Here is a 22,914-nt window from a genome sequence, read left to right on the forward strand (position 1 = left end):
GTCGCCTCCATCGGTCCTGGCGGTAGCACCCTGCTCCAGGCACGTGGTGCCTGCGGGTTGCTGCGGCGTCGTCGAGCCAGATCTCTCGGCCGCTCTGGATGGTGACGGTGATCGTAGGCTCACGTGCGGCTGCCGTCCAAGCCTCGACCCCAGGCTGTCCGGCATGCGAGACGCAATGCCCACCCGTTGACACCGGCAGTCCTCCCCGGGGATTCTCGACCCAGGTCATGAGTGCCAGCACGAAGCCCCGGCTTGCTGGCCGGCAACCCTCCTCCGCGGTGGGGTGCCCCGGGTGACGACCTGGCCGTGCCGCCGATCGGCGGACGGCAAGCGCGGGGTCCTCCTCACGGGTCCCCACCGACCTGTCGAGGAGCACCATGTCCGTGATCACCGAGGCCACCACCTGTGCGACGACACGCGCGCCCCTGGACGGGCTCCTGCCCGTCGTCGGCGGCGCGACGCAGGTGCCGCTGCTCGACGGCACGAGCCGCACCTACGCCAACCTCGACTACGCGGCGAGCGCCCCCGCGCTCGAGGCCGTCGCGGCGCGCGTCACCGAGGTCCTGCCGCTCTACGCGTCCGTGCACCGCGGCGCGGGCTACCTCTCGCAGGTCTCCACCGCGCTCTACGAGGCGTCCCGCCAGACGATCGCCCGGTTCGTCGGCGCCCGCGCGGACGACGTCGCGATCATCACCCGGAACACGACCGACGCGCTCAACCTGCTCGCGGGCGTCGTCCCCGCCGGCGCCGACGGGACCCCCGGCCGGGTGCTCGTGCTGGACGTCGAGCACCACGCCAACCTGCTGCCGTGGGGTCAGGGCCCGGACCGCGCGTCCACGGTCGTGCCGATCGCCGGCACCGTCGCCGAGACCCTCGAGGTGCTGGCCCGCGAGCTCGCCGCGCACCCGCACGCGCTCGTCGCGGTCACCGGGGCGTCGAACGTCACGGGCGAGGCGCTGCCGCTCGACGAGGTCGTGCGGCTCGCCCACGCCGCGGGCGCACGCGTCGTGGTCGACGGCGCGCAGCTCGTCCCGCACCGCGGCTTCGACCTCGCCGCGACCGGGGTCGACTACGTCGCGTTCTCGGGGCACAAGACGTACGCGCCGTTCGGTGCGGGGGCGCTCGTGGGCCGGCGCGACTGGCTCGACGCGGGCGAGCCGTACCTCGCGGGCGGCGGCGCGGTGCGCGACGTGCGCGCCGACCGGACGATCTGGCAGCCCGCGCCCGCCCGCCACGAGGCCGGGTCCCCGAACGTCGTCGGCGCGATCGCGCTCGCCGAGGCCTGCGAGGTGCTCGCCGACCTGCCCGCCGGGGCGCTCGAGGCGCACGAGGCCGCGCTGCGCTCGCGCCTCGTCGACGGCCTCGCGGCGCTCGACGGCGTGCGGGTCGTGCGGATCTGGCCCGACTCCGGCGAGCCCGTCGGGGTCGTGACCTTCACGGTCGGCGAGCACGACCCGGGCCTCGTCGCCGCCTACCTCGCCGCCGAGCACGGGATCGGCGTGCGCGACGGGCGGTTCTGCGCGCACCCGCTGCTCCGGCACCTCGGCGCCACGGACGGCGCCATCCGCGCGTCCGTCGGGGTCGGCACGCCCTCGGAGGCCGTGGACCGGCTCGTCGCCGGTGTCGCGGCGTTCCTCGCCGAGGGTCCGGGCGCGCGCTACGCGGTGCAGGACGGCTGCTGGGTCGTCGCGCAGGACACCCGCCCGCTCATCCCGCTGCACGGCCTCGACGGCCTCGCGGCGACGGCGGCGGCGTGCGGCCCGGCGATCGACTGACGCCCGGTGATCGACCGACGCCCGGTGATCGACTGACGCTCGGCGATCGACTGACGCCCGGCGACCGACCGACGCCCGGTGGTCGACTGACGGGACCGGGGCCGGCTCACGCGCGCGTCGGCTCCAGGTCCGGCCGGCTGTCCCGTTCGCGCAGCAGCCGGCCGAACGCGGCGGCCGTCTGCGGCGGCGCGAAGTGGAACCCCTGCGCCCGGTCGCAGCCCAGCCGGCGCAGGATCGCGTGCTGGTCCGGCGACTCGACGCCCTCGGCGACCACACCGAGCCCGAGCGCCCGCGCCATGCCGAGCACGGCCTCGACGAGGTGCAGGTCGCGGGCGTCGCGCGCGAGTCGGGCGACGAAGGAGCGGTCGATCTTGAGCTCGGACATCGGCAGGTCCTGCAGGTAGGACAGCGACGAGTAGCCCGTCCCGAAGTCGTCGACCGAGAGCTGCACCCCGGTGGCGCGGAGCCGGTCGAGGCTCTCGCGCCCGTGCGTCGCCCAGCGGACGAGCGTCGACTCGGTGACCTCGAGGCACAGCCGCTCGGCGGGCAGCCCCGTCTCGCGCAGCACGTCGGCGACGAGCGGCACGAACGCGCCGTCCTGGAGCTGGGCGCCGGAGACGTTGATCGAGATCCGCAGCGGGTGCCCGTCGACGCACCACCGGGCGGCCTGGTCGCACGCGGTGCGCAGCACGACCTCGCCGACCGCCGAGATCAGGCCCGTCTCCTCGGCGACCGGCACGAACTCGAGCGGCGCGACGAGCCCACGCGTCGGGTGCAGCCAGCGCACGAGCGCCTCCGCGCCGGTGATCCGGCCCGACGCGACCTCGACGAGGGGCTGGTAGAACACGACGAGCTCGCCGTCGGCGAGCGCGCGGCGCAGCGCCTGCTCGGTCTCGAGGTAGCGCGTCGCGCGCCGCTGCATCGACGCGTCGAACACCGCCCAGTCGATGCCGAGCTCGCGCGCGCGGCCCATCGCCGTGTCGGCCTCGCGCAGCAGCCGCTCGGGCGCCGAGTCGTGGTCCTGCGGCGCGATCCCGATCGCCGCGGTCAGCACGATGCCCGCGCTCCCGACGTCGACCGGCTCGGCGAGCGCCGCGAGCAGCCGCTGCGCGAGCACGACCGCGCCGTCCACGGTCAGGTCGCGGCCCAGCACCATGAAGTCGTGCCCGCCCTCGCGCACGAGCAGGTCCCCGGGCCGCAGCGCCGAGCTCAGGCGCGCCGAGGCCTCGACGAGCACCCGGTCGGCGCCGTCGTGCCCGAGGCTGTCGCTGATCGTCTGGAAGCGGTTGAGGCCGACGCACAGCACCGAGACGCGGGCGCCGCTCGTGCCGTCGAGCGCCCGGGCGAGCCGCTCGCGCAGCAGCTCCTTGTTGGGCAGCCCGGTGAGGCGGTCGTGCGTCGCCTGGTGGGCGAGGCGCGCCTCGTGGCCGGCGCGGACGTCGAGCAGCGTGGTGAACTCCCGCGCGAGCTGCCGGAGCTCCGCGGGCCCGGCGACCTCGACCTGGGCGGCCGCCGCCGAGCCGGTGGTGCGTGCGCCCGTGACCGCGGCGGTGAGCGCGCGCAGCGGGCGGGCGACCCGGCGCTGGGCGAGCCACCCGAGCACGACGATGGCGAGCAGGGCGAGCGAACCGAGGACGGCGAAGGTCGAGAGGGTCTGCCGTGCGTCGGCGACGACCGACGCGGCATCGACACCGCGGTACACGCGCCACCCCGCGGGCTGGACGTCCGCCGAGGCGAACAGCCGCGCGACGCCGTCCGGCGCGTCGGTCTCGCCGGAGCGCCGCGTCGGGTCGACGACCGCCCCGACGAGCGCCGCAGGGTCCCGCCCGGAGGCGGAGACGACGCGCCCCGTGCCGATGTCGACGATCCCGATGACGGAGTCGGTGCCGAGCCCCAGGATCGAGCCGAGGTCGCCGGCGACGGTCCCGACGTCGAGGAACAGGACCGCCGCGGCCCGCCCCCCGGCGTCGTCGGACGCGAACGCGCGCGCGACGACGATCGAGGGGCGCCCGGTGGCGGGGTCCTGCGCACCCCACAGGACCTGCGTCGACGAGGTCCCGAGCGTGCGGGTGAGCCACTCGCTCCCGGCGTGCAGCCCGGGTGCGGCGAGCGTCTGCTCGGGCCGTGACGTGCACGCGACGTCACCGGCGCCGGTCACGAGCGACACGCGCACCTCGGTGAGGATCGTCGCCCCTGCGGGCGGCAGGACGCACCCGGGGCCGTCGTCGAGCAGAGTGGCCAGGCCCGGCGCAGCGACGAGCGACTCCACCTGCGCGCGCGCCGAGACGACCGACTGCGTCACCGTCCAGGCGGCGAGCTCGGCGTCGGCGCGCAGGTCGGCGGTCGCGTGCTCGCGGGCCCGCTGGGCGTTCGTCTGGTAGGCGTACCCGAGGCCCAGCGTGGTGGCGAGCACGAGCACGGAGAGTGCGACGGCCACGTAGGTGCCGACCGGCCAGGCGCCCGACGCAGGCGCGCCGGCCCGGGCGTCCCCGTCGGACCACCGTGCGCGACCGGGCGAGGGCGCGCTCGTACCCCTCATGCGCCTACCCCCCTCGATCGGCGCGACCGCTGACCGTCGGCACAGGACGCCGGCCGGGTGAGCAGGTCGTGCTCCCGAGCGGCGCGCGTGCCAGGTCCTGGTCCACTGTAGGCAGACTCGGCCCGAGCGCACGGGCTGACGCGAGTGGGGGGTCGTGCGTCGACGCGTGCCCCGGCCGGGCCGCGGTGCGTCGGCGGGTTCCGGGGGCGGGGGTCGTGCGGCCGGGTGACCACGGGCCTGAGCCGGCGGCTTGATCGCGGGACGAAAGAGGTCGCCCGCCGCCCGGCCCGTGTGCTTGGTTGTGCAGCGTGCTCCACGACCTCACGCTCGACGGCTTCGGCGTCCGCCTCGTCCCCCTCGCCCCCGAGCACGCGGAAGGCCTCGCGGCGTTCGTCGACGACCGCATCTGGGCCGGGATGTCGACCCCCGTCCCGCGCGGGGTCGACGCGATGCGCACGCACGTCGAGGCCGCCGTCGCGGCACCGGGACGCGTCGCGCTCGCGGCGCTCGACGCCGGGACGGGCGAGGTCCGCGGCAGCACCTCGTTCTACGACCTCGCGCCCGAGCTCGCCCGCGTCGAGATCGGGCACACGTACTTCGCGCCGCGCTGGTGGGGCACGTCCACCAACCCGGCGTGCAAGTACCTCATGCTGCGGCACGCCTTCGAGGAGTGGGGGATGCAGCGCGTCGCGCTGCGGGCCGACGCTCGCAACACCCGCTCGGTCGCGGCGATCACGCGGCTCGGTGCGGTCCCGGAGGGCGTGCTGCGCAGCCACCGCGTCGCGCCCGACGGCTCGCGCGGCGACACCGCCTACTTCTCGGTGCTGGCCGACGAGTGGCCCGCGGTGCGCGACGGGCTGCTCGCACGCCTCGCAGGAGCACCGCGCTGAGCCGTCCTGCGTCCGCAGGGTCTCCGGCGTGCGGCCGCCCGCTGGGCCCGCGCCGGGGCCGACAGTGCGGAGACGGCCGCGGCACGTCCCGCCCGAGGTGCTGGAGCGCGACGCGCCGACCCCGGGGGGCACCGGGGGATGGCACGGGCGCGTCCCGCCCGAGGTGCTGGGGTGCGGCGTGGCGACCCGGGGTGACCGGGCGGACGGCCGCGGCAGGTCCCGCCCGAGGTGCTCGGGCGGGACGCGCCGTGACGCACGTCAGAGCGGCCGGACCGAGCCCGTCAGGTGCACCCTGCCGGTGCGGGCGTGCCAGCCGGCGTACGTGTAGCCGTCGCCGGGAGCGCCGTCTGCGGCGACCCGCACCGCGACGGACCCGGGCAGCAGCACGGGCTTGGCGAACTCGACCGACCACGTGAAGGCGTCGCCCCGCTCGGCGCCGACCGTCGCGAGCGCGCGCGCCGCCGTGTACATCCCGTGGGCGATCGCGCGCGGGAAGCCGAGCGCCTTCGCGGACACCGCGGAGAGGTGGATCGGGTTGCGGTCACCCGAGACGGCCGCGTACCGGCGTCCGGTGCCGGCGTCGAGCTCCCAGCGTGCGGTGGGCACGGGCGGCACGAACGCCGGCCGCTCCCTCGCCGCAGCGCCGTCCCGAGCGACCTCGGGCTCGCCGACCCCGTCCGACCCACCGGTCGCTCCGCCGTCGGACCCACCGCTCGCTCCGCCGTCGGACCCGTCGCCGGAGCGCACGAGGTACGTGCCCTTCGCGAGGTACGTCGAGACCCCGCGCCACGCCACCGGCCCCTCGCCGAGCTCGCGCGCCGCACCGGCGAGCCGGACCTCGGTCACGAGCTCGACGGTCGTCCCGGTGCGGTGTGCCGCGAGCGCCTGGGCCCACGCCCGCACGTCGACGGGCTGCCCGAGGCGCAGCGGCACGTGCTGCGTGACCTCGTTGCTGAGGTGCACGAGCCCGGCGAGCGGCAGCGGGAAGTCGGGCCGGGCCATGACGGCGGTCGCGACGGGGAACGCGAGCACGTGCACGAACCCCGCCGGCAGCACGTCCGACGCGGTCTCGCCGAGCAGGTGCTGGTAGGCGGTGAGGTGCGCGGCGTCGGCCTGGACACCGGCCACGAGGTACGCGACCTCGGGCAGGTCGACGGGCCCGCGCCCGAGCCGCCGGGCCAGCGCGAGCCGCCCGGAGGACGCGGCGCCGCGCGCGTAGAGACGGCCGAGCGGCGGCACCCCGGGGAGCACGACCTCCTCGCGCCGCAGGTCGTCCGGGTCCGGCGCCGGGTCCGGGCCCGCGGGGGTGCCGCCCGCACCGGTCACTGGCCCACCAGGTTCTGCCCGCACACCCGCAGCGTGCGCCCCACGACGCCCCCGGCCTGCGGCGACGCGAGGAACGCGACGGCCTCGGCGACGTCGACGGGCTGGCCGCCCTGCTGGAGCGAGTTGAGGCGCCGCGCGACCTGCCGCGTGACGGCCGGGATCCTCGCGGTCATGTCCGTCTCGATGAACCCGGGGGCGACGGCGTTGGCCGTGCCCCCGAACGCGGTGAGCAGGGGAGCGGTGGCGCGGACCATGCCGACGACGCCGCCCTTGGACGCCGCGTAGTTCGTCTGGCCGCGGTTGCCCGCGATGCCGGACGTCGACGCGAGGGCGACGACGCGCGGCTCGGCGGTGAAGTCGCCCGACGTGAGCAGCTGCTCGTTGATCCGCAGCTGCGCGGCGATGTTGACCGCGATGATCGGGTCCCACCGGTCGGGCGTCATGTTGACCAGGAGCTTGTCGCGCGTGATGCCGGCGTTGTGGACCACGACGTCGAGCCGCCCGTGCCGCGTGCGCGCGTGCTCGAGGATCCGGGTCCCGGCGTCCTCGGCGGTCACGTCGAGCTGCAGCGCGGTGCCGCGGACCTTGTTGGCGACGGCCGCGAGCTGCTCGCCCGCCGCCGGGACGTCGACGGCGACGACCGTCGCGCCGTCGCGTGCGAGGGTCTCCGCGATGGCCGCGCCGATGCCGCGCGCGGCGCCGGTCACGACCGCGACTCGGCCGTCGAGCGGACGGTCCCAGTCGAGCGGGAGCGAGCCGCCGTCGCTGTCGACGGCGAGCAGCTGCCCGTCGACGAACGCCGACCGGGCCGACAGGAAGAAGCGCAGCGTCCCGAGGACGCTCGGCGCGGTGACCGGGACGCCGTCCGCGACGACGACGCCGTTGCCCGTCGCCCCGCTGCGCAGCTCCTTGGCGACCGAGCGCAGGATCCCGTCGACGCCCTGGCGCGCGGCGGCGACCGCGGGGCCGTCGTCGGGCGTCGCGGGCCGCGACACCGTGACGACGCGCGCGTGCGGCGCGAGGCCCTTGAGCGTCGACCCGAGCGCGAGCACCGGCGCGGCGAGCTCGTCGGGGTGCGTGAGGCCCGTGAGCACGAGCACGACGGCGGCGTACCGCTCGCCCTGCGCGGGGTGGCGGCGCACGTCGAGGTCCCAGCCGGGCGCGAGCAGCGACCCGTCGACCCCGGCGGTGCACGGCGCCGCGGCCGACGCCGTGCCCGCGAGCACGTGGGCGACCGTGTCGGCGTCCTCCCCGGTGCCGAGCACGAGGACCGGCCCGTCGACGAGCGGCCGGCCGGGCTGGTGGCGGCGCAGCGGGACGGGCCGGGGCAGCCCGAGCTGCTTCGCGATCTTCTTCGTGAACCCCGAGTTGACGAGGTTCAGGTAGGTGTCGGTCACGCTGCCTCCAGGATCGCGGTCACGCCGATGCCGCCCGCGGCGCACACCGAGAGGAGGGCCCGCACGGGCCGGCCGTCGCCGTTCGCCGCCTTGCGGCGCGCGAGCTCCTTCGAGATCGTCGCGACGATGCGCCCGCCGGTCGCGGCGAACGGGTGCCCGGCGGCGAGCGACGAGCCGTGCACGTTGACCCGGCTGCGGTCGACCTTGCCGAGCGGGCCGTCGAGGCCGAGGCGGGTGCGGCAGAACTCGTCGGACTCCCACGCGCCGAGCGTCACCGCGACGGTCGCGGCGAACGCCTCGTGGATCTCGACGTAGTCCATGTCGTCGAGCGTGAGCCCGTGGCGGGCGAGCAGGCGCGGTGCGGCGAAGACCCCGGCGGTGAGCAGCCCGTCGACGCCGTGCACGAAGTCGACGGCGGCCGTCTCGGCGTCGACGACGCTCGCGAGCGGCGTGAGGTCGTGCGCGTCGGCCCACTCCTGCGAGCCGAGCAGCACGGTCGACGCGCCGTCGGTCAGCGGGGTGGAGTTGCCGGCGGTCATGGTCGCGGGGGTGTCGAGCGTCAGCCCGAACGTGGGCGTGAGCTTCGCCAGCTTCTCGAGCGAGGTGTCGGCGCGCAGGTTCGCGTCCCGCGTCAGCCCGCGGTACGGGGTCACGAGGTCGTCGAAGAACCCGGCGTCCCACGCGGCGGCGAGGCGCTGGTGGCTGAGCAGCGCGATCTCGTCCTGCGCCTCGCGCGTGATGCCCCACTCGGCGGTGGTGAGCGCCTGGTGCTCGCCCATCGACAGCCCGGTGCGCGGCTCGGAGGTGCGGGGGACCGACGGCGCGAGGTCGCCGGGCCGCAGCCGGGTGAGCGCGGCGAGCTTCTGCTGGGGGCTCTTGGCGCGCGAGAGGTCGAGCAGCACGCGGCGCAGGCGGTCGCTCACGGCGATCGGGGCGTCCGACGTGGAGTCGACGCCGCCCGCGATCCCGGACTCGAGCTGGCCGAGGCGGATCTTGTTCGCGAGGAGCACCACGGTCTCGAGCCCGGTGGCGCACGCCTGCTGGAGGTCGAACGCGGGGGTCTCGTTGGACAGCGCGGAGCCGAGCACCGACTCCCGGGTGAGGTTGAAGTCGCGGCTGTGCTTGAGCACGGCGCCCGCGGCGACCTCCCCGATCCGCTCGCCCTGGAGCCCGTAACGGGCGACGAGCCCGTCGAGGGCGGCCGTGAGCATGTCCTGGTTGCTCGCGCGCACGTACTTGCCGCCGGCCCGTGCGAACGGGATCCGGTTGCCGCCGAGCACGAGCGCCCGGCGCGGGGCTCCGCCCTGCGGGTGGTCGGGGGCGGGGGTCGGGGCCGGGGAGCGGGTGGCTGCCATGGCGTTCCTCTCGCGTCGTCGCTGGGTCGAGGCTCGGTGCTGCGTCGGGGCCGTGCGGGTGCTGCGTGCAGGTGCTGCGAGCGGGCGCTGCCTGCGGGAGCGGCCCGTAGGGACGTGGGTCCCGGGCTGCGCGCCTCACCCCGTGCTATGTCCAGAACCCACAGTACCTGATACCGTCGGTTTCGTGAGTCCGGTCACACCCGACCCGTCGACGCCGACGGACCGCCGCGCACCGTCGCCCCCGACGGTGCGCGAGCCACGTCCCCTCGGCGCGAATCCCCTGCGCACCGTCCGCCCCGGGCACCAGCCCCCGCACCCGGCGGAGCGGTCCCCGCACCCGGCGGAGCGGTCCCCACGCCCGGCGGCGCAACCCGCGCGCCCCGCAGCGCAGCCCGGGCGACCCGCGCAGGCCCCGCCCGACGCCGACCGCTACCGCCGCGCGGACGAGTCGACCCGCCCGGTGCTCGGCGGCGAGCCCGCCCCCGACGGCCGCTCGACGCGCTGGGCCGACCACCGTGAGGCCCGCCGCGCCGAGCTCGTGCGCGTCGCCCGCCGCACCGTCCACCACCAGGGCCCCGACGTCTCGATGGAGGAGATCGCCGCCGCCGCGGGCACCTCCAAGTCCATCGTCTACCGCTACTTCAGCGACAAGACCGGCCTCCAGATCGCCGTCGCCGAGGCCGTCGTGCTGCAGATCCAGGGCGCGCTCGAGGCCGTGCTGCGGATCGCGCCGACCCCGCGCGACGGGCTGCGCGGCATGGTCGCCGTCTACCTCGAGATGATCGAGCACTCCCCGCACGTCTACGCGTTCGTGACCCGCGACGGCTCCGTCGAGTCCGGCGGACCGCTCGGGCACTTCCTGGACTCCGTGACCGCGCTCGTCGCCGCGCCGTTCGCCCACGCGCTCGCGGACGACGAGGGCGGCCCCGACCCGGAGCAGCTCGCGCTCGCCGAGGCCTGGGCCGCGGGCGCCGTCGGGTTCGTGCGCGGCGCGGGCGAGCGGTGGCTCGCGCACCGTGACGTCCCCGGTTCCCCGACGCGCGAGGTGCTGACCGCGTCGGTCGCCGCGTGGCTGTGGGCCGGGCCCGTCGGCCTCCTCGCCCGCGAGCGCACCCGCGCCCCCGACCGCCCGCCCACCGCCGACGCCACCATCCCCGACGCCGGCCCTGCGCCCGCACCTCACACCCCGACCGAGGAGTCCCGATGACCGCCACGACCGACCGTCCGGCAGCCCGTCCCGACCGCCCCGCCGCACCGAACCCCCAGCGCGACGCGACCCCGGCGGTCGACGTCGCCGCGCTCGGGGAGCAGCTGCTCGGCCGCTACGCCGAGCTCCGCCGCGGCGCGCGTGCGGTCGCGGCGGACCCGCGGTTCCACCGGATCGAGGGCCAGTCGATGGCCGAGCACCGGGAGCGGGTCCTGGGCCAGCTCCAGCAGCTGGCCGCCGAGGCGGACGTGCTGCGGGCGTTCCCCGAGGTGCTCGGTGGGCGCTCGGACCACGGCGGCAGCCTGTCGCGGTTCGAGGAGCTCGTCGTTGCGGACCCGTCGCTGCAGATCAAGGCCGGCGTGCAGTGGGGCCTGTTCGCGTCCGCGATCATGCACCTCGGCACGGCCGACCACCACGCGCGCCTGCTGCCGGACGCCATGTCGGTCGAGGTCCCGGGCGCGTTCGCGATGACGGAGACGGGCCACGGCTCGGACGTGGCGTCGATCGGGACGACCGCGACGTACGACCCGGCGACCGAGGAGCTCGACCTGCACACGCCGTTCCGTGCGGCGTGGAAGGACTACCTCGGCAACGCCGCGCAGCACGGCACGGCGGCCGTCGTGTTCGCGCAGCTGATCACGCCCGACGGCGAGGGCGGCCGGCCCGTGAACCGCGGCGTGCACGCGATGTACGTGCCGATCCGCGACCCGCGGACGGGGGAGTTCCTGCCGGGTGTCGGGGGCGAGGACGACGGCCTCAAGGGCGGCCTCAACGGCATCGACAACGGGCGGCTGCACTTCACGCACGTGCGCGTCCCGCGGGCGAACCTGCTCAACCGCTACGGCGACGTCGCGGCCGACGGCACCTACTCCTCGCCGATCACGAGCCCGGGACGCCGGTTCTTCACGATGCTCGGCACGCTCGTGCAGGGTCGGGTGTCGCTCGACGGCGCGGCGGTCAACGTCGCGAAGCTCGCGCTCATCACCGCGGTCACGTACGGCAACCAGCGCCGGCAGTTCACGGGCGCCTCGGACACCGAGGAGACCGTGCTGCTGGACTACGCGGAGCACCAGCGCCGCCTGCTGCCGCTGCTTGCCGAGACGTACGCGGCGACGTTCTCGCACGAGCACCTGCTGAGCGCGTTCGACGACGTCTTCTCGGGCCGCGAGGACACCGAGGAGACCCGCCAGGACCTCGAGACCCTCGCGGCGGCGCTCAAGCCGAAGTCGACGTGGCTCGCGCTCGACGCCCTGCAGACGGCGCGCGAGGCGTGCGGCGGCGCCGGTTTCCTCACCGAGAACCGGCTCGTGTCGCTGCGCGCCGACATGGACGTGTACGTGACGTTCGAGGGCGACAACACGGTCCTCCTCCAGCTCGTCGCGAAGCGGCTGCTCGCGGACTACGGCAAGGCGTTCAAGGACGTCGACGCGAGCGCGGTCGCGCGGTACGTCGCGGGCCGGGCGGCCGACGCCGCGCTGCACCGGACGCCGCTCCTGCGGGCGGTCCAGACGCTGACCGACGCCGGCGACGCACGCCGGTCCGCGGGTCAGCTGCGCGAGACGGCGACGCAGCGCGAGCTGCTGACCGACCGCGTCGAGACGATGGTCGCGGACCTCGCCCAGGCGCTGCGTCCCGCGTCGAGGTCGTCGCGCGAGGCCGCCGCGGCGCTGTTCAACGCGCACCAGCACGAGCTCATCGAGACCGCGCGGGCGCACGCGGAGCTCATCCAGTGGGAGGCGTTCACGTCGGCGCTCGCGCGCACCGACGACGCCGGGACGCGCCAGGTGCTCACGTGGCTGCGCGACCTGTTCGGGCTCAGCCTCGTCGAGCGCAACCTCGCGTGGTACCTGATCAACGGGCGGATGTCGGCCGGGCGGGCGCGGACCGTCACGTCGTACATCGACCGGCTGCTCGCGCGGCTGCGGCCCCACGCGCAGGACCTGGTCGACGCGTTCGGGTACGGGCCCGAGCACGTGCGCGCGGCGATCGCGTCGGGCGCCGAGCGGGAGCGGCAGGACGAGGCCCGCGCCCACTACCGGGTCCAGCGCGCGTCGGGCGACGCACCGGTCCCGGAGAAGCAGCTCCCTCCCGGCTCGGTCGCCCGCCAGACGCCGACGACAGGCCCGGTCACGGGCGACCCCGGCGCGGGGGACGAGCCGGCGTCGAGCGAGGACTCGGGCGTCGCCGCCGTCGGTTCGCCGGCCTGACGAGTCGCCGCCCCCCGGAACCGCTGCGCGGCCGCCCTCCCCGGGGGGCGACCGCGCTGCCGCGTCCGGGGGCAGGGCCCGGGCGCCCGGGTGAGATCGCCGCTTCACCCCCGCCGCCGCCGGCCGAGCCCTTGAACTCGGCGCGCCCGGACCGATGGGCTCCACGCGATGGAGACCACCGGAGAGCAGCAGACCTCAGCACGGGAGACGTCCGGGGGGACGACGACCCTGCTGTTCCGGCACGTCCGGGCGCAGGGCGGGGCGGCCGCGGTGCAGGCGGTCCTCGAGCGCGCCGGCGCCCCCGAGCTCGCGGCGCACGTCGACGACATGGCGCACTGGATCGACTACCCCACGCGGATCCGCCTGTTCCAGGCCGCGGTCGAGGTGCTCGACGACCCCAGGACGATGTTCGACGTCGGGGCCACCGCCATCACCCGCGGCCTCGACCACGCGCTCGTGCTGCTCCTGCGCACGCTCGGCAGCCCGCGCGAGGTCTACCGCCAGCTGCCGCGCGCGGTCTCGAAGTTCACGTCGACGTCGACGATGCGGATCGTCAGCCTCCACGCGACGTCCGCGACGGTCCACTACCGGCTGCACGACGGCTACGAGCACTCCCGGCTCGACTGCGACTACGCGCGCGGGCTCATCTCCTCGGTGCCGCAGCTGTTCGACCTGCCGGCGGCCGTCGTCGAGCACGAGACGTGCCAGTCGGACGGGCACCCGCACTGCGTGTACACGATCCGCTGGCCGCGCTACCGGCGGCTCGCGGTGCTCCGGCGGCGCGGCCACGAGAGCGTCGAGCTCGGCGCGCTGCGCGCCCAGCTCGAGGACCTCCAGCTCGCGGCGTCCGATCTCGTGAGCAGCGACGACGTCGGTGCGGTGCTCGAGCGCATCACGGACCGGGCCGCGAGCGCGCTGCTCGCGCCGGCGTACCTGCTGGTCGTCGAGGGCCGTGACGGGGACGAGCCGGTCGTGCGCTCGAGCGGGCTCGACGCGGACCAGGCGCGCGATCTCGCGGACGCGATGCGCCGCGGGGACGACCTCGGCGCGCGTGCCGTCGTCGTCGACGTCGCCTCGAAGCGTCGCGCGCACGGGAAGCTCGCCGCGGTGTTCGGACCCGGGCAGCGAGGGCTCGACCAGGACCGGCACCTGCTCGAGGCCTACGCGCGCCACGCCGCCGCCGCGCTCGACCTGCTGACGGCGCTCGAGGACAGCCGCCGGGAGGCGAGCCGCGCGACGGCGCTCCTCGCGCTCGCCCACTCGCTCGCCGGCGCGCGGGACACCCTCGCCGCCGCCACCGTCGTCGTGCAGGCGATGCCCGGCATCGTGGGGTGCCGGGGCGCGGGCGTCATGCTGTGGGACGCCGCGACCGGGTCGCTGCGGTCCGTCGCGTCGCACGGGCACGAGCCGCACGAGTCCGAGGTCCTCGCGAACGCGACGATCCAGATGGACAACGTGCCGGAGCTCGCCGGGCTCATCACGCGCCGCGAGCCGCTGGTGCTCGACGTCAGCACGGCGAGCCCCGTCGTCGCCGGCCTGCTGCGCGGCGTCGGCGCCCGGTCCGCGATCGTCGTGCCGCTGCTCGCGGGCGACTCGCTCATGGGCATCGCGACCGCGAGCTGGCCCCGGTCGATGGTGGGGACCGCCACGTTGAGCGAGGCCCTCACCCGGCTCGAGGGGCTGAGCGACCAGGCGGCGACCGCGCTCGAGAACGCCCGGCTGCTCGCGACCGTGCACCACCAGTCGCAGCACGACGCGCTCACGGGCCTGCCGAACCGCGTGCTGTTCGCACGGGCGCTCGACGACTGCCTGCGCGCGACCCCGGAGGACCGGACCGTCGCGGTGCTGTTCTGCGACCTCGACCGGTTCAAGTACGTGAACGACGGGTTCGGCCACGCGGCGGGCGACGAGCTCCTGCGCCAGGTCGGGGCGCGGCTGCGCGAGGTCGTGCGCGGCGACGGGGACGTGCTCGGGCGGCTCAGCGGCGACGAGTTCGCCGTCGTCCTGCCAGCCGTCTCGGGCGAGGACCACGCGGTCGGGATCGCGATCGACATCATCGAGTCGCTCGACAAGCCGTTCCGGATCGACGGCCGCGAGCTGCGCATCACCGCGAGCATCGGCATCTCGTTGCACACCGGGCCCGACGGGCGTGGTGACAAGCTCCTCGCGTCCGCCGACTCCGCGATGTACCAGGCGAAGCAGCGCGGCCGGAACCAGGTCGCGGTGGCCGGGGGGCTCGTCAAGCGCGGCGTCGTCCCGTCGCTCGAGGCCGAGCTGTCGAGCGCCATCACCAACGACCAGCTCCGCCTCTTCTTCCAGCCCGTCGTCGACGTGTCCGGGCCGTCCGAGTCCGGCGACGTCGTGGGCGGCGAGGCGCTGCTGCGCTGGGCGCACCCCCGCCTCGGGCTGCTCGCGCCCGGTGCGTTCCTGCCGCTCGCGGAGGAGGCCGGCCTCGTCACCGACCTCGACCTGTGGGCGCTCGGCGCGGCGTGCCGCACGCTCGCGAGCTGGTGCGAGGAGTCCGGCCGCGCGATGCACGTCGCGGTGAACCTCGCGGGGGCGACCCTCGTCGACCCGCGCCTCCTGCCCGCGGTCCGCGCCGCCCTGACCGCGAACGCGATCAACCCCGACCAGCTCCACCTGGAGATCGTCGAGAGCCGCTCGCTCGTCGACATCCCGGGAGCGGTCGAGCGGCTCGGCGAGCTGCGGCAGATGGGCGTGAAGATCTCGCTCGACGACTTCGGCACCGGCTACTCGACGCTCGCGTGGATCCAGGCGCTGCCCGTCGACCAGATCAAGATCGACCGCACGTTCATCATGGCGCTGCCCGACGACGGCGCGTCGCTCGCGGTCGTGCGCGCGGTCCTCTCGCTCGCGAGCGACCTCGGCATCGGGGTCGTCGCGGAGGGCGTCGAGGAGCTCGAGCAGCTCGCGGCGCTGCGCGAGGTCGGCTGCGGTCTCGTGCAGGGGTACCTCCTCGGGCGCCCCCAGCCCGAGCTCGACATGGGCCTCTGACACCTCGGCCGTCGGCGGGCGGCGCGGAGGGTGCCGTGCCGCCGCCGGTACCCTGGCGGTCATGGCCAGAGCAGCTGTTCCCGCACGCGGCATGCGTGACGTCCTGCCCGCGGAGAAGGAGAAGCGGGAGCGCGTCCTCGGCTCGATCCGCTCGACGTACCGCCGGTTCGGCTTCACCGAGATCGAGACCCCGGCGGTCGAGCCCATCGAGCGCCTGCGCTCGAACCAGGGCGGCGAGAACGAGTCGATGCTCTTCCAGATCATGCGGCGCGGGCTCGAGGCGGGCACCCCCGTGAACCCCGCGGAGGCCGTCGACCTCGCGCTGCGCTACGACCTGACCGTCCCGCTGACCCGGTTCTACGCCTCGCACGCCGCCGAGCTGCCGACCGTGTTCCGCGCCCTGCAGACCGGTCCGGTGTGGCGCGCCGAGCGCCCGCAGAAGGGCCGCTACCGCCAGTTCACGCAGTGCGACATCGACATCATCGGCGAGCCGGGCACGATCGCCGAGATGGACCTCGTCGTCGCGACGCTCGCCGCGTTCGAGGACCTCGGGCTCGCCGAGGGCATCACGCTGCGGATCAACGACCGGCGCATCCTCCTCGACCTGCTCGCGGCCGTCGGCATCGCGCCCGAGCGGTCCGCCGAGACGCTCATCGCGCTCGACAAGCTCGACAAGATCGGGGCCTCGGGCGTCGCCGCCGAGATCGAGGGCCGCGGGCTCGCGTCGGGCGAGACCGTCGAGCGGCTCCTCACGTCGGTCACCGCGCTCGGGACGCAGACCGGGCTCGACGACGCGCCGCTGCGCGACGGCACGTTCACGGTCGACGGGACCGACGTGCAGGTCAGCCTCTACGACCTCCCCGAGATCGTCGCGACCGTCGCGAAGCTCGCCCCCTGGGCCGACGTCGCGTTCGACGTCTCGCTCGTGCGCGGCATGGGCTACTACACCGGGCCGATCTTCGAGATGACGCACCCGTCGTCCCCCGGCTCCGTCGCGGGCGGTGGGCGCTACGACTCGGTGGTCGGCAAGTGGCTCGGGCGGGACGTGCCGGCGTGCGGCTTCTCGATCGGCTTCGAGCGGATCATCGACCTCGTGCCGGACGTGCCGAGCACGCGCCGCCGGGTCGCCGTCCTGTACGCCGAGGGGACGCCCGCCGCCGACGTGCTGACCGCGCGCCAGCAGCACCAGGCCGACGGCAGCGACGTCGCGCTCGTCCGGGCCCCCCGGAAGCTGAGCGGCCGGTTCCTCGACGGCCTCACCGCGGAGGGGTTCACGCACGTCGACAGCGGGGCCGTCTCCGGCGACGGGCCGGGGACGGTGCGCGAGCTGCGCCAGGGCTGACGCTCAGCCGCCTGCGGGAGGCAGGTAGCCGGTCGTGACGGCCTCGTCGTGCTCCGCGTGCGCGCGGTGCAGCAGCTCCATGAGCTCGCGCTCCGAGCGGATGCGAGCACGGTACTTCTCGGGCAGCGCCGTGAGCTGGGCCTCCTCGCGGAGCAGGCGCGCGAACAGCTCCTCCTCGTACGCCGGGTCGTTCTCGGTCTCGAGGTACTCGGTCGCGTGCCGGCGGGCCGCCGCGACGGAGTTCTGCGCACGGCCCTTCGCGCTCGTGAGCGACGCGACCACGGTCACGACCAGCGTCCCGATGATGACGGCCAGCGACACCGGCGTGCTGATCTCCACGACCGGGACGGGGTCGCCGTCGTTGATGAACGGCACGTTGTTCTCGTGCAGCGCGTGCAGGATCAGCTTGACTCCGATGAACGCGAGGATCGCCGCGAGCCCGTAGGACAGGTAGACGAGCCGGTCGAGCAGGCCGTCGATGAGGAAGTACAGCTGGCGCAGCCCGAGCAGCGAGAACGCGGTCGCCGTGAACACGAGGAACACGTTCTGCGTGAGACCGAAGATCGCGGGGATCGAGTCGAGCGCGAACAGGATGTCCGTGCCGCCGATCGCGACCATGACGAGCAGCATCGGCGTCAGCGCCCGCTTGCCGTCCTTGATCGTGAAGAGCTTGTCGCCGTCGTAGTGGTCGGTCGAGTGGAACACCTTCCGCGCGAGCCGGACCATGATGTTGTCGGCGGCGTGGCTGTCCTCGGACTCCGGCCGGAGCAGGTTCCCGGCGGTGACCAGCAGGATGAGGCCGAAGAGGTAGAAGACGGCCGCGAAGCGGTTGATCAGAGCCGCGCCGAGCAGGATGAACCCGGTCCGCGCGATCAGCGAGAACACGATCCCGAAGAGCAGGACCTTCTGCTGGTCGGCCCGCGGCACCTTGAAGCTCTGCATGATGATGAGGAAGACGAACAGGTTGTCGACCGAGAGCGCCTTCTCGGTCACGTACCCCGCGAAGTACTCGCCGCCCATCGTGTGCCCGCCGAACGCCCACACCGCGACGCCGAACGCGATCGCGATGCCGACGTAGATCGCGGACCACCGCGCGGCCTCGCCCAGCGTCGGCACGTGGGCCTTGCGGACGTGGAACACGAAGTCGAACGCGAGCAGCGCCACGATGAACGCGATCGTCGCGATCCAGACGGGCGTCGACACGTCCATGGCGGGGCTCCCGTACGGTTCGGTCAGCGGTCCGGCCCGTGCTGCGGCCTGACGCTCAGCGTAGGTGCGGTCCCCGGGCGCTGCCCGGCCGCGGAACCCCGGGAGGCACGTGTGGCAGCGTCGGACGGCAGCGCGGGGACGGCGGGCGCACGCGGGGCCGGCGGCGGCGAGGGCCGTCCGCGTGCGGCGGGAACGACCCCGGGGCCGACGGGTGCGGCACGCGCGGTGCGCGCGGTGGCGCTCGCGGTCCTGACCGCCGCGTGCTGGTTCGCGTGGCTTGCCTGGGACACGACCTACGGGGTCGACCCGGCGACGGGAGTCGCGTCCGGGCCGTACGAGGTGTGGCAGGTGCTCGGCTGCGTGCTGAGCCTGGCCGTCGCGGTGGTCCTGGGGACGCGTGTGCTCGGCGGGCCCGTGACCGTGGTCGTGACGGCGCTCGCGTTCACCGTCGCGTGGTCGGTCACGGCGAGCGCCGACGAGACCGGGCTGTGGCTCGTCGGTGCGCTGCTCGTGCTGGTCGGGGTCGCGGTCGGCTCGAGCGTGGTCGCGGCGGTCACGGCCGCGGCCCTGCGGCGGCGCCGGTCACGATCGGCCTGAGCGGGCGCCTGCGCGCACGACCCGACGCGCCCCCCGACCCGTGCGCCCGACGCGCCCCCCGACCCGTGCGCCCGACGCGCCCCCCGACCCGTGCGCTCGGCGCGTCGTCCGACCCGGACGGGGTGTCGCCCGCGGGCCGCGACGACCGCCTCGTCAGGCGGTGAGCGCAGCGTGGAGCGCAGCCGCGTGCTCGTCGACCCACTCGGCGTCGCGGCGCCAGAAGCCGCCGTGGCCCTCGTCCCACAGCCGCGCCCACGGCTGCGTCCCCGTCCGGTGCCCGTGCTCGAGCAGCGTGTGCATGCTCCAGGTGCGCGGCGCGAGCGTGCGGGCGAGGCGCTCGCGGCCGGCGTCGTCGAGCCCGTACCCGTCCGCGAGGGCGCGGAGCCCCGTCGCGGCCGCGTCGACCCCGGGGCCGCCGGCGTCGGCCGGGGCGAGCGGGACGAACGCGTGCGCCGCGTAGGCGAGGTCCCACGTCCGGGTGCCGGGGCCGCAGCCGTCCCAGTCGATGAGCACGAGCCGGCCCGCGGCGAGCACGAGGTTCCACGGCGCGAGGTCGTGGTGGATCACGAGGTCCTCACCGTCGGGCGGGATCACGCGCTGGAAGCGGGCACCGGGCGGCGGGGACCAGCCGTCGAGCGCGTCGTGCAGGTCGCGGGCGAGCCGTCCCACGTCGGCGAGCGCGGGGGCGGTCACGCCGCCGGGCAGCGGGTGCGCCATGACCCCGGGCACGTGCTCGACGACGTGCCGCCCACGCTCGTCGAGCCCGAACGACCGCGGCGCGTGCCGGAAGCCGACATCCTCCAGCCGCGTCAGCACGGCGTGCACCGCAGGGGTCCACGGCCCGGCGGGGCGGCGCACGGTGTCGCCCACGCGGACGACGCCGGTGCTCACGTTGCCGCCCGTGAGCGGCTCCTCGTCGGCACCCGGCGCGTCGTCGGGCACCCGGGGCAGCGCCGTCACGCCGCCGCCCGGCGGGCGGTGAGCGTCACGGCGGCGAGCGCGGCGTAGACGCCGGCCGAGACCCGGTCGAGCTCACGCAGCCGCAGCCCGGGCAGCCGGTTCCGCAGCGCACCGCCCGCGACGCACCAGACCGAGTCGAGCACCCACGCGAGCGCGATGAACACGAGCCCGAGCTCGAGGAGCTGCAGCGACACCGGCCCGGCCGCGGGGACGACGAACTGGGGGAGGAACGCGAGGTAGAACACGGCGGTCTTGGGGTTGAGCGCGCCGACGAGCAGCCCGGCGCGGAAGCGGCTCCCGAGACGGGCCGACGGGCCGCTCGCGCGGGGCGGGGTGCCGGACGACGCGGCGTCCGACCGAGCGGTGCCGGACGACGAGGTGCGTGCCTCGGTGGCGCCCGTGCCCGCGGCGCCCGGCGACGACGTCCCCGCCGTCCCGGCGCCCGGCAGCCCGGTGTCGCCCAGCGTCCCCGGCGTCCGCGCACGCCACGACCGCACCGCGAGCCACACGAGCCACGCCGCGCCGAGCACCTTGACCGCGGTGAACGCGCTCGCGCTCGCGACGACGACGGCGGACAGCCCGACGACCGCGCCGAGCACGTGCACGAGGTAGCCGACCTCGACCCCCGCGGTCGCGGCGAGCCCCGCGCGGCGCCCGTGCCGCAGCGCTGTCGCGACGACGAACCCGACCGACGGACCGGGCACGAGGATCAGCGAGATGCTCGCGACGACGAACAGCGCGAGGCGGTCGGTGGGCACCATGCCCCGAGCGTGGCCGAGCGGGGCGGCTGTGCGCCAGTGGTTTGCCCGTCGGGAGCACCGCGACGCGCGAGGATGCAACCGATCGTGGTCCCGGGTCCGTCTGAGGGGCATGGACGGATGGAGAGCTCCCGATGACACCTGACGACTTCCGGGCCTGGGCGGCGCAGCACCGGCCGCTCCTGGTCCGCACGGCGACGCTGCTGACCGCCGGTGACCCGCACACCGCCGAGGACGTGGTGCAGACCGCGCTGACCCGGCTCTACCTCGCGTGGCCGCGGCTGCGCGGCGTGGACAACCGCACCGCGCACGCGCGCCGCGTCCTGGTCAACGCGTTCACGGACGAGATGCGGGCCACCCGCCGGCAGCGCGAGGACCTCCGCCCGGAGCTCCCGGACCGCGCGACCGGTGACGGCGGCGCGGACGAGGACGCCCGACTGCTGTTCGCCGCGCTCGGCGAGCTGCCCCGGCGGATGCGCGCCGCGGTCGTGCTGCGCTACTTCCACGACCTGAGCGTCGCGGACACCGCCCGTGCGCTGCGGTGCACGCAGGGCACCGTCAAGAGCCAGACCTCCCGGGCGCTCGAGAAGCTCGCCCGCCGCCTCGGTCCCGTGCTGCGCACCGACGAGGGCGCGGGCCCGCGACCGACCGGACACCCCGGGCCGGACACCCTGCCCACCCCCCTGATCCGTACCCCCGATCCCGCTGGGAGCCTGCGATGAGCGACCTGACCACCCTGATGACCCGCGCGACGAGCGCCGCCGTGACGCCGTCGGCCGCGACCCTCGACGACGACGTGAGCCGGGGCCGCCGCGCGCGCCGCCGCCGCACGCGCCTCGTCGGCTCCGGAGTCGTCGGCGCGCTCGCCGTGACGGCCGCGGTCGGCGCGTCGCTCACGTCGACCGCGCCGTCCGCCGCCGCGGCCGAGCTCGTCGCGTTCACCGCGGAGCAGCCCGCCGGTTTCACGATCGCGGAGGTTCCCGAGGGCTGGCACGTGCTGTCGTCCGACGCCGGCAGCCTCGTGCTCGCGGACGCCGACGACCCGGGCGCGGACCCGAACAGCTACGAGGGCCGGATCGTCGCGACGCTCGTCGGCGAGGCGTCCGTGCCGACCGGCATCGACGCCCGGACATTCGAGGTGGACGGCCGGGACGTGCTCGTCTACGAGCTGCTCGACGCGGACGGCGAGCCCGGCGGCACGCTCGGGGTCTTCGCGCCCGAGGGCGACGGGGACTACCTCTCGGTGCAGCTGCCGCCCGAGCTGCACTGGGAGGCGGACCTCGCGGCGCGGTTCGTCGAGGGGCTCGACGTCACCGCGAGCGCGCAGCACTCGGTGGGCTGACGGTGGCGGGTGGCGGGGCGGCGACGCTCCGCCACCCGGCCCCCAGCCGGCCGTCACTCGGGGTTGCAGCGCGCCGCGAGGGTCGCGAGCGAGCCGGCGTCCGGGCGCCACGGCTCGAGGTTCCAGGTGTCCTTGTCGGGTGCTCCGACGGCGTGGCACAGGAACTGGTCGCGCATCCCGGTGGTGTCGGCCTCGGGCTCCTGCGCGACGACGGCCGCCCACGTGCCGTCCTGCGCGGCGAGCCCGCCGGCCCGCGCCCACGGCGTCGGGTCGACCGCGAGCGAGCGCCCGCCCTCGCGCTCGCCCCACGTCGCGCTCTCCAGCACCGCGGTGCCGAACCAGACGCGGGCGGTGCCGGGCGCGTCGAACGCGGCGCCGCTGAGCCCGGGGGAGACGGTCACCGTGAGCAGGTCGGGAGCCTCGACCTCGTACACAGCGAGCAGGCGGGCGCCGTCCTCGCTCGTCGCGGTCGCCGCGGCCAGCCCCCCGACGAACGCACCCGCGGTGTCGCGCACCACGACCGAGCCGTCGGGCTGCGGCTCGAACGCCGTGCCCTCGGGGGCCGCGAGCCTCGCGACCAGAGCCGGCGGGGTCGTGCGCGCCCACACGGGCACGGTCGCGACGACCGACCCGTCGGGCTGCGGCTCGACCGTGACCGTCGCCGTCTCGAGCTCGGCGCGCGCCGCGAGCACGAGCGCGCCCGACGTCACCGGCGTGCCGGCGGCGCGGACGTCGGCCGCGGTCGGCTGGGCCGGGGTCTGGACCACCTGGGGGTCGCGCTCCGGGACGGTCCCCGTGCTCGGCCCGGACGGCGACGGCCCGGGACCGGCGGCGGGTCCGCACGCGGCGAGCAGCGCGGTCAGGACGAGCCCCGCGACCGCGAGCCGGGGAGTCGTCCGGTGCATGCCCGAACGGTAGCCCGGGTCGCAGCCGCACCGCTGCCACACCACGCGGCACCGCGGTGCTCGGCGGCGCGCCCTCGTCGGGCCGCGCCG

At 75.9% G+C, this 22,914-nt stretch carries 17 protein-coding genes and 2 riboswitches; of the genes, 9 read left to right on the forward strand and 8 right to left on the reverse strand.

Annotation, left to right across the window (positions count from 1 at the left end; translation table 11 throughout):
- Positions 1-4: 4 nt before the first annotated feature.
- Positions 5-105: riboswitch (SAM riboswitch) on the reverse strand.
- Positions 106-223: 118 nt separating this feature from the next.
- Positions 224-339, forward strand: a riboswitch (SAM riboswitch).
- Positions 340-377: 38 nt separating this feature from the next.
- Positions 378-1,775 carry an aminotransferase class V-fold PLP-dependent enzyme gene (locus ACWFNE_RS14365; protein WP_452123102.1) on the forward strand — a complete coding sequence of 466 codons (1,398 nt, stop codon included), beginning with the start codon at positions 378-380 and terminating at the stop codon, positions 1,773-1,775.
- Between the two features lie 106 nt (positions 1,776-1,881).
- Here ACWFNE_RS14365 and ACWFNE_RS14370 read toward each other — a convergent pair whose 3' ends face one another.
- Positions 1,882-4,314 carry a putative bifunctional diguanylate cyclase/phosphodiesterase gene (locus ACWFNE_RS14370; protein WP_452123103.1) on the reverse strand — a complete coding sequence of 811 codons (2,433 nt, stop codon included), beginning with the start codon at positions 4,312-4,314 and terminating at the stop codon, positions 1,882-1,884.
- 308 nt (positions 4,315-4,622) lie between these two features.
- Between ACWFNE_RS14370 and ACWFNE_RS14375 the strand changes: the two genes are divergently transcribed.
- Entirely contained in the window at positions 4,623-5,204 is a 582-nt protein-coding gene (locus tag ACWFNE_RS14375; RefSeq protein ID WP_452123104.1) for a GNAT family N-acetyltransferase, read from the forward strand.
- 258 nt (positions 5,205-5,462) lie between these two features.
- On the opposite strand, the gene ACWFNE_RS14380 is transcribed toward ACWFNE_RS14375, so the two are convergent.
- The 3 genes from ACWFNE_RS14380 to ACWFNE_RS14390 are packed head-to-tail and all read right to left on the reverse strand — an operon-like array spanning position 5,463 to position 9,282.
- Positions 5,463-6,473 (reverse strand): MaoC/PaaZ C-terminal domain-containing protein, encoded by a 1,011-nt coding sequence (locus tag ACWFNE_RS14380; protein WP_452123130.1) that lies wholly within the window; start codon positions 6,471-6,473, stop codon positions 5,463-5,465.
- 53 nt (positions 6,474-6,526) lie between these two features.
- The gene (locus ACWFNE_RS14385) at positions 6,527-7,927 is read right to left on the reverse strand and encodes a 3-oxoacyl-ACP reductase (RefSeq protein WP_452123105.1); all 1,401 of its coding nucleotides are present in this window, start codon (positions 7,925-7,927) and stop codon (positions 6,527-6,529) included.
- Positions 7,924-9,282, reverse strand: coding sequence for an acetyl-CoA C-acetyltransferase (locus ACWFNE_RS14390; RefSeq protein WP_452123106.1), 1,359 nt, complete (start codon positions 9,280-9,282; stop codon positions 7,924-7,926). The genes ACWFNE_RS14385 and ACWFNE_RS14390 overlap by 4 nt, the downstream gene beginning before the upstream one ends.
- Positions 9,283-9,466: 184 nt before the next feature.
- On the opposite strand from ACWFNE_RS14390, the gene ACWFNE_RS14395 reads away from it, so the two are divergent.
- The 4 genes from ACWFNE_RS14395 to ACWFNE_RS14410 all read left to right on the forward strand — a co-directional run bounded on the left by ACWFNE_RS14395 (position 9,467) and on the right by ACWFNE_RS14410 (position 17,053).
- Entirely contained in the window at positions 9,467-10,489 is a 1,023-nt protein-coding gene (locus ACWFNE_RS14395; RefSeq protein ID WP_452123107.1) for a TetR/AcrR family transcriptional regulator, read from the forward strand.
- Positions 10,486-12,696, forward strand: coding sequence for an acyl-CoA dehydrogenase family protein (locus ACWFNE_RS14400; RefSeq protein ID WP_452123108.1), 2,211 nt, complete (start codon positions 10,486-10,488; stop codon positions 12,694-12,696). Before ACWFNE_RS14395 ends, ACWFNE_RS14400 begins: the two co-directional genes overlap by 4 nt.
- 168 nt (positions 12,697-12,864) lie before the next feature.
- Positions 12,865-15,711 carry an EAL domain-containing protein gene (locus tag ACWFNE_RS14405; protein ID WP_452123109.1) on the forward strand — a complete coding sequence of 949 codons (2,847 nt, stop codon included), beginning with the start codon at positions 12,865-12,867 and terminating at the stop codon, positions 15,709-15,711.
- 61 nt (positions 15,712-15,772) lie between these two features.
- The gene (locus ACWFNE_RS14410) at positions 15,773-17,053 is read left to right on the forward strand and encodes a histidine--tRNA ligase (protein ID WP_452123110.1); all 1,281 of its coding nucleotides are present in this window, start codon (positions 15,773-15,775) and stop codon (positions 17,051-17,053) included.
- Positions 17,054-17,056: 3 nt separating this feature from the next.
- Here ACWFNE_RS14410 and ACWFNE_RS14415 read toward each other — a convergent pair whose 3' ends face one another.
- Positions 17,057-18,262, reverse strand: coding sequence for a TerC family protein (locus tag ACWFNE_RS14415; protein WP_452123111.1), 1,206 nt, complete (start codon positions 18,260-18,262; stop codon positions 17,057-17,059).
- 234 nt (positions 18,263-18,496) lie between these two features.
- On the opposite strand from ACWFNE_RS14415, the gene ACWFNE_RS14420 reads away from it, so the two are divergent.
- Positions 18,497-18,859: a hypothetical protein gene (locus ACWFNE_RS14420; RefSeq protein WP_452123112.1), complete on the forward strand. Its 363-nt coding sequence runs from the start codon at positions 18,497-18,499 to the stop codon at positions 18,857-18,859.
- Between the two features lie 153 nt (positions 18,860-19,012).
- Here the strand turns inward: ACWFNE_RS14420 and ACWFNE_RS14425 are convergent, their stop codons facing one another.
- Both ACWFNE_RS14425 and ACWFNE_RS14430 read right to left on the reverse strand, forming a co-directional pair.
- Complete coding sequence (locus ACWFNE_RS14425; RefSeq protein ID WP_452123113.1) at positions 19,013-19,819, reverse strand: phosphotransferase; 807 nt, start codon at positions 19,817-19,819, stop codon at positions 19,013-19,015.
- A complete protein-coding gene (locus tag ACWFNE_RS14430; RefSeq protein WP_452123114.1) occupies positions 19,816-20,580 on the reverse strand; it encodes a LysE family translocator in 765 nt (254 codons plus the stop codon). Before ACWFNE_RS14430 ends, ACWFNE_RS14425 begins: the two co-directional genes overlap by 4 nt.
- A gap of 131 nt (positions 20,581-20,711) precedes the next feature.
- On the opposite strand from ACWFNE_RS14430, the gene ACWFNE_RS14435 reads away from it, so the two are divergent.
- Both ACWFNE_RS14435 and ACWFNE_RS14440 read left to right on the forward strand, forming a co-directional pair.
- Positions 20,712-21,299, forward strand: coding sequence for a SigE family RNA polymerase sigma factor (locus tag ACWFNE_RS14435; RefSeq protein WP_452123115.1), 588 nt, complete (start codon positions 20,712-20,714; stop codon positions 21,297-21,299).
- Positions 21,296-21,919 carry a hypothetical protein gene (locus tag ACWFNE_RS14440; protein WP_452123116.1) on the forward strand — a complete coding sequence of 208 codons (624 nt, stop codon included), beginning with the start codon at positions 21,296-21,298 and terminating at the stop codon, positions 21,917-21,919. Before ACWFNE_RS14435 ends, ACWFNE_RS14440 begins: the two co-directional genes overlap by 4 nt.
- Before the next feature lie 53 nt (positions 21,920-21,972).
- Here the strand turns inward: ACWFNE_RS14440 and ACWFNE_RS14445 are convergent, their stop codons facing one another.
- A complete protein-coding gene (locus tag ACWFNE_RS14445) occupies positions 21,973-22,824 on the reverse strand; it encodes a DUF2599 domain-containing protein (RefSeq protein WP_452123117.1) in 852 nt (283 codons plus the stop codon).
- Positions 22,825-22,914: the final 90 nt, after the last annotated feature.

The sequence above is a fragment of the Cellulomonas sp. NPDC055163 genome (genome assembly GCF_053607065.1).

Bases quoted from the DNA above. Each gene is read 5' to 3' on its own strand.
- ACWFNE_RS14365 (WP_452123102.1), top strand. From the start codon at position 378: ATGTCCGTGATCACCGAGGCCACCACCTGTGCGACGACACGCGCGCCC.
- ACWFNE_RS14370 (WP_452123103.1), bottom strand. From the start codon at position 4,314: ATGAGGGGTACGAGCGCGCCCTCGCCCGGTCGCGCACGGTGGTCCGAC.
- ACWFNE_RS14390 (WP_452123106.1), bottom strand. From the start codon at position 9,282: ATGGCAGCCACCCGCTCCCCGGCCCCGACCCCCGCCCCCGACCACCCG.
- ACWFNE_RS14400 (WP_452123108.1), top strand. From the start codon at position 10,486: ATGACCGCCACGACCGACCGTCCGGCAGCCCGTCCCGACCGCCCCGCC.
- ACWFNE_RS14405 (WP_452123109.1), top strand. From the start codon at position 12,865: ATGGAGACCACCGGAGAGCAGCAGACCTCAGCACGGGAGACGTCCGGG.
- ACWFNE_RS14410 (WP_452123110.1), top strand. From the start codon at position 15,773: ATGGCCAGAGCAGCTGTTCCCGCACGCGGCATGCGTGACGTCCTGCCC.
- ACWFNE_RS14415 (WP_452123111.1), bottom strand. From the start codon at position 18,262: ATGGACGTGTCGACGCCCGTCTGGATCGCGACGATCGCGTTCATCGTG.
- ACWFNE_RS14430 (WP_452123114.1), bottom strand. From the start codon at position 20,580: ATGGTGCCCACCGACCGCCTCGCGCTGTTCGTCGTCGCGAGCATCTCG.
- ACWFNE_RS14435 (WP_452123115.1), top strand. From the start codon at position 20,712: ATGACACCTGACGACTTCCGGGCCTGGGCGGCGCAGCACCGGCCGCTC.
- ACWFNE_RS14440 (WP_452123116.1), top strand. From the start codon at position 21,296: ATGAGCGACCTGACCACCCTGATGACCCGCGCGACGAGCGCCGCCGTG.
- ACWFNE_RS14445 (WP_452123117.1), bottom strand. From the start codon at position 22,824: ATGCACCGGACGACTCCCCGGCTCGCGGTCGCGGGGCTCGTCCTGACC.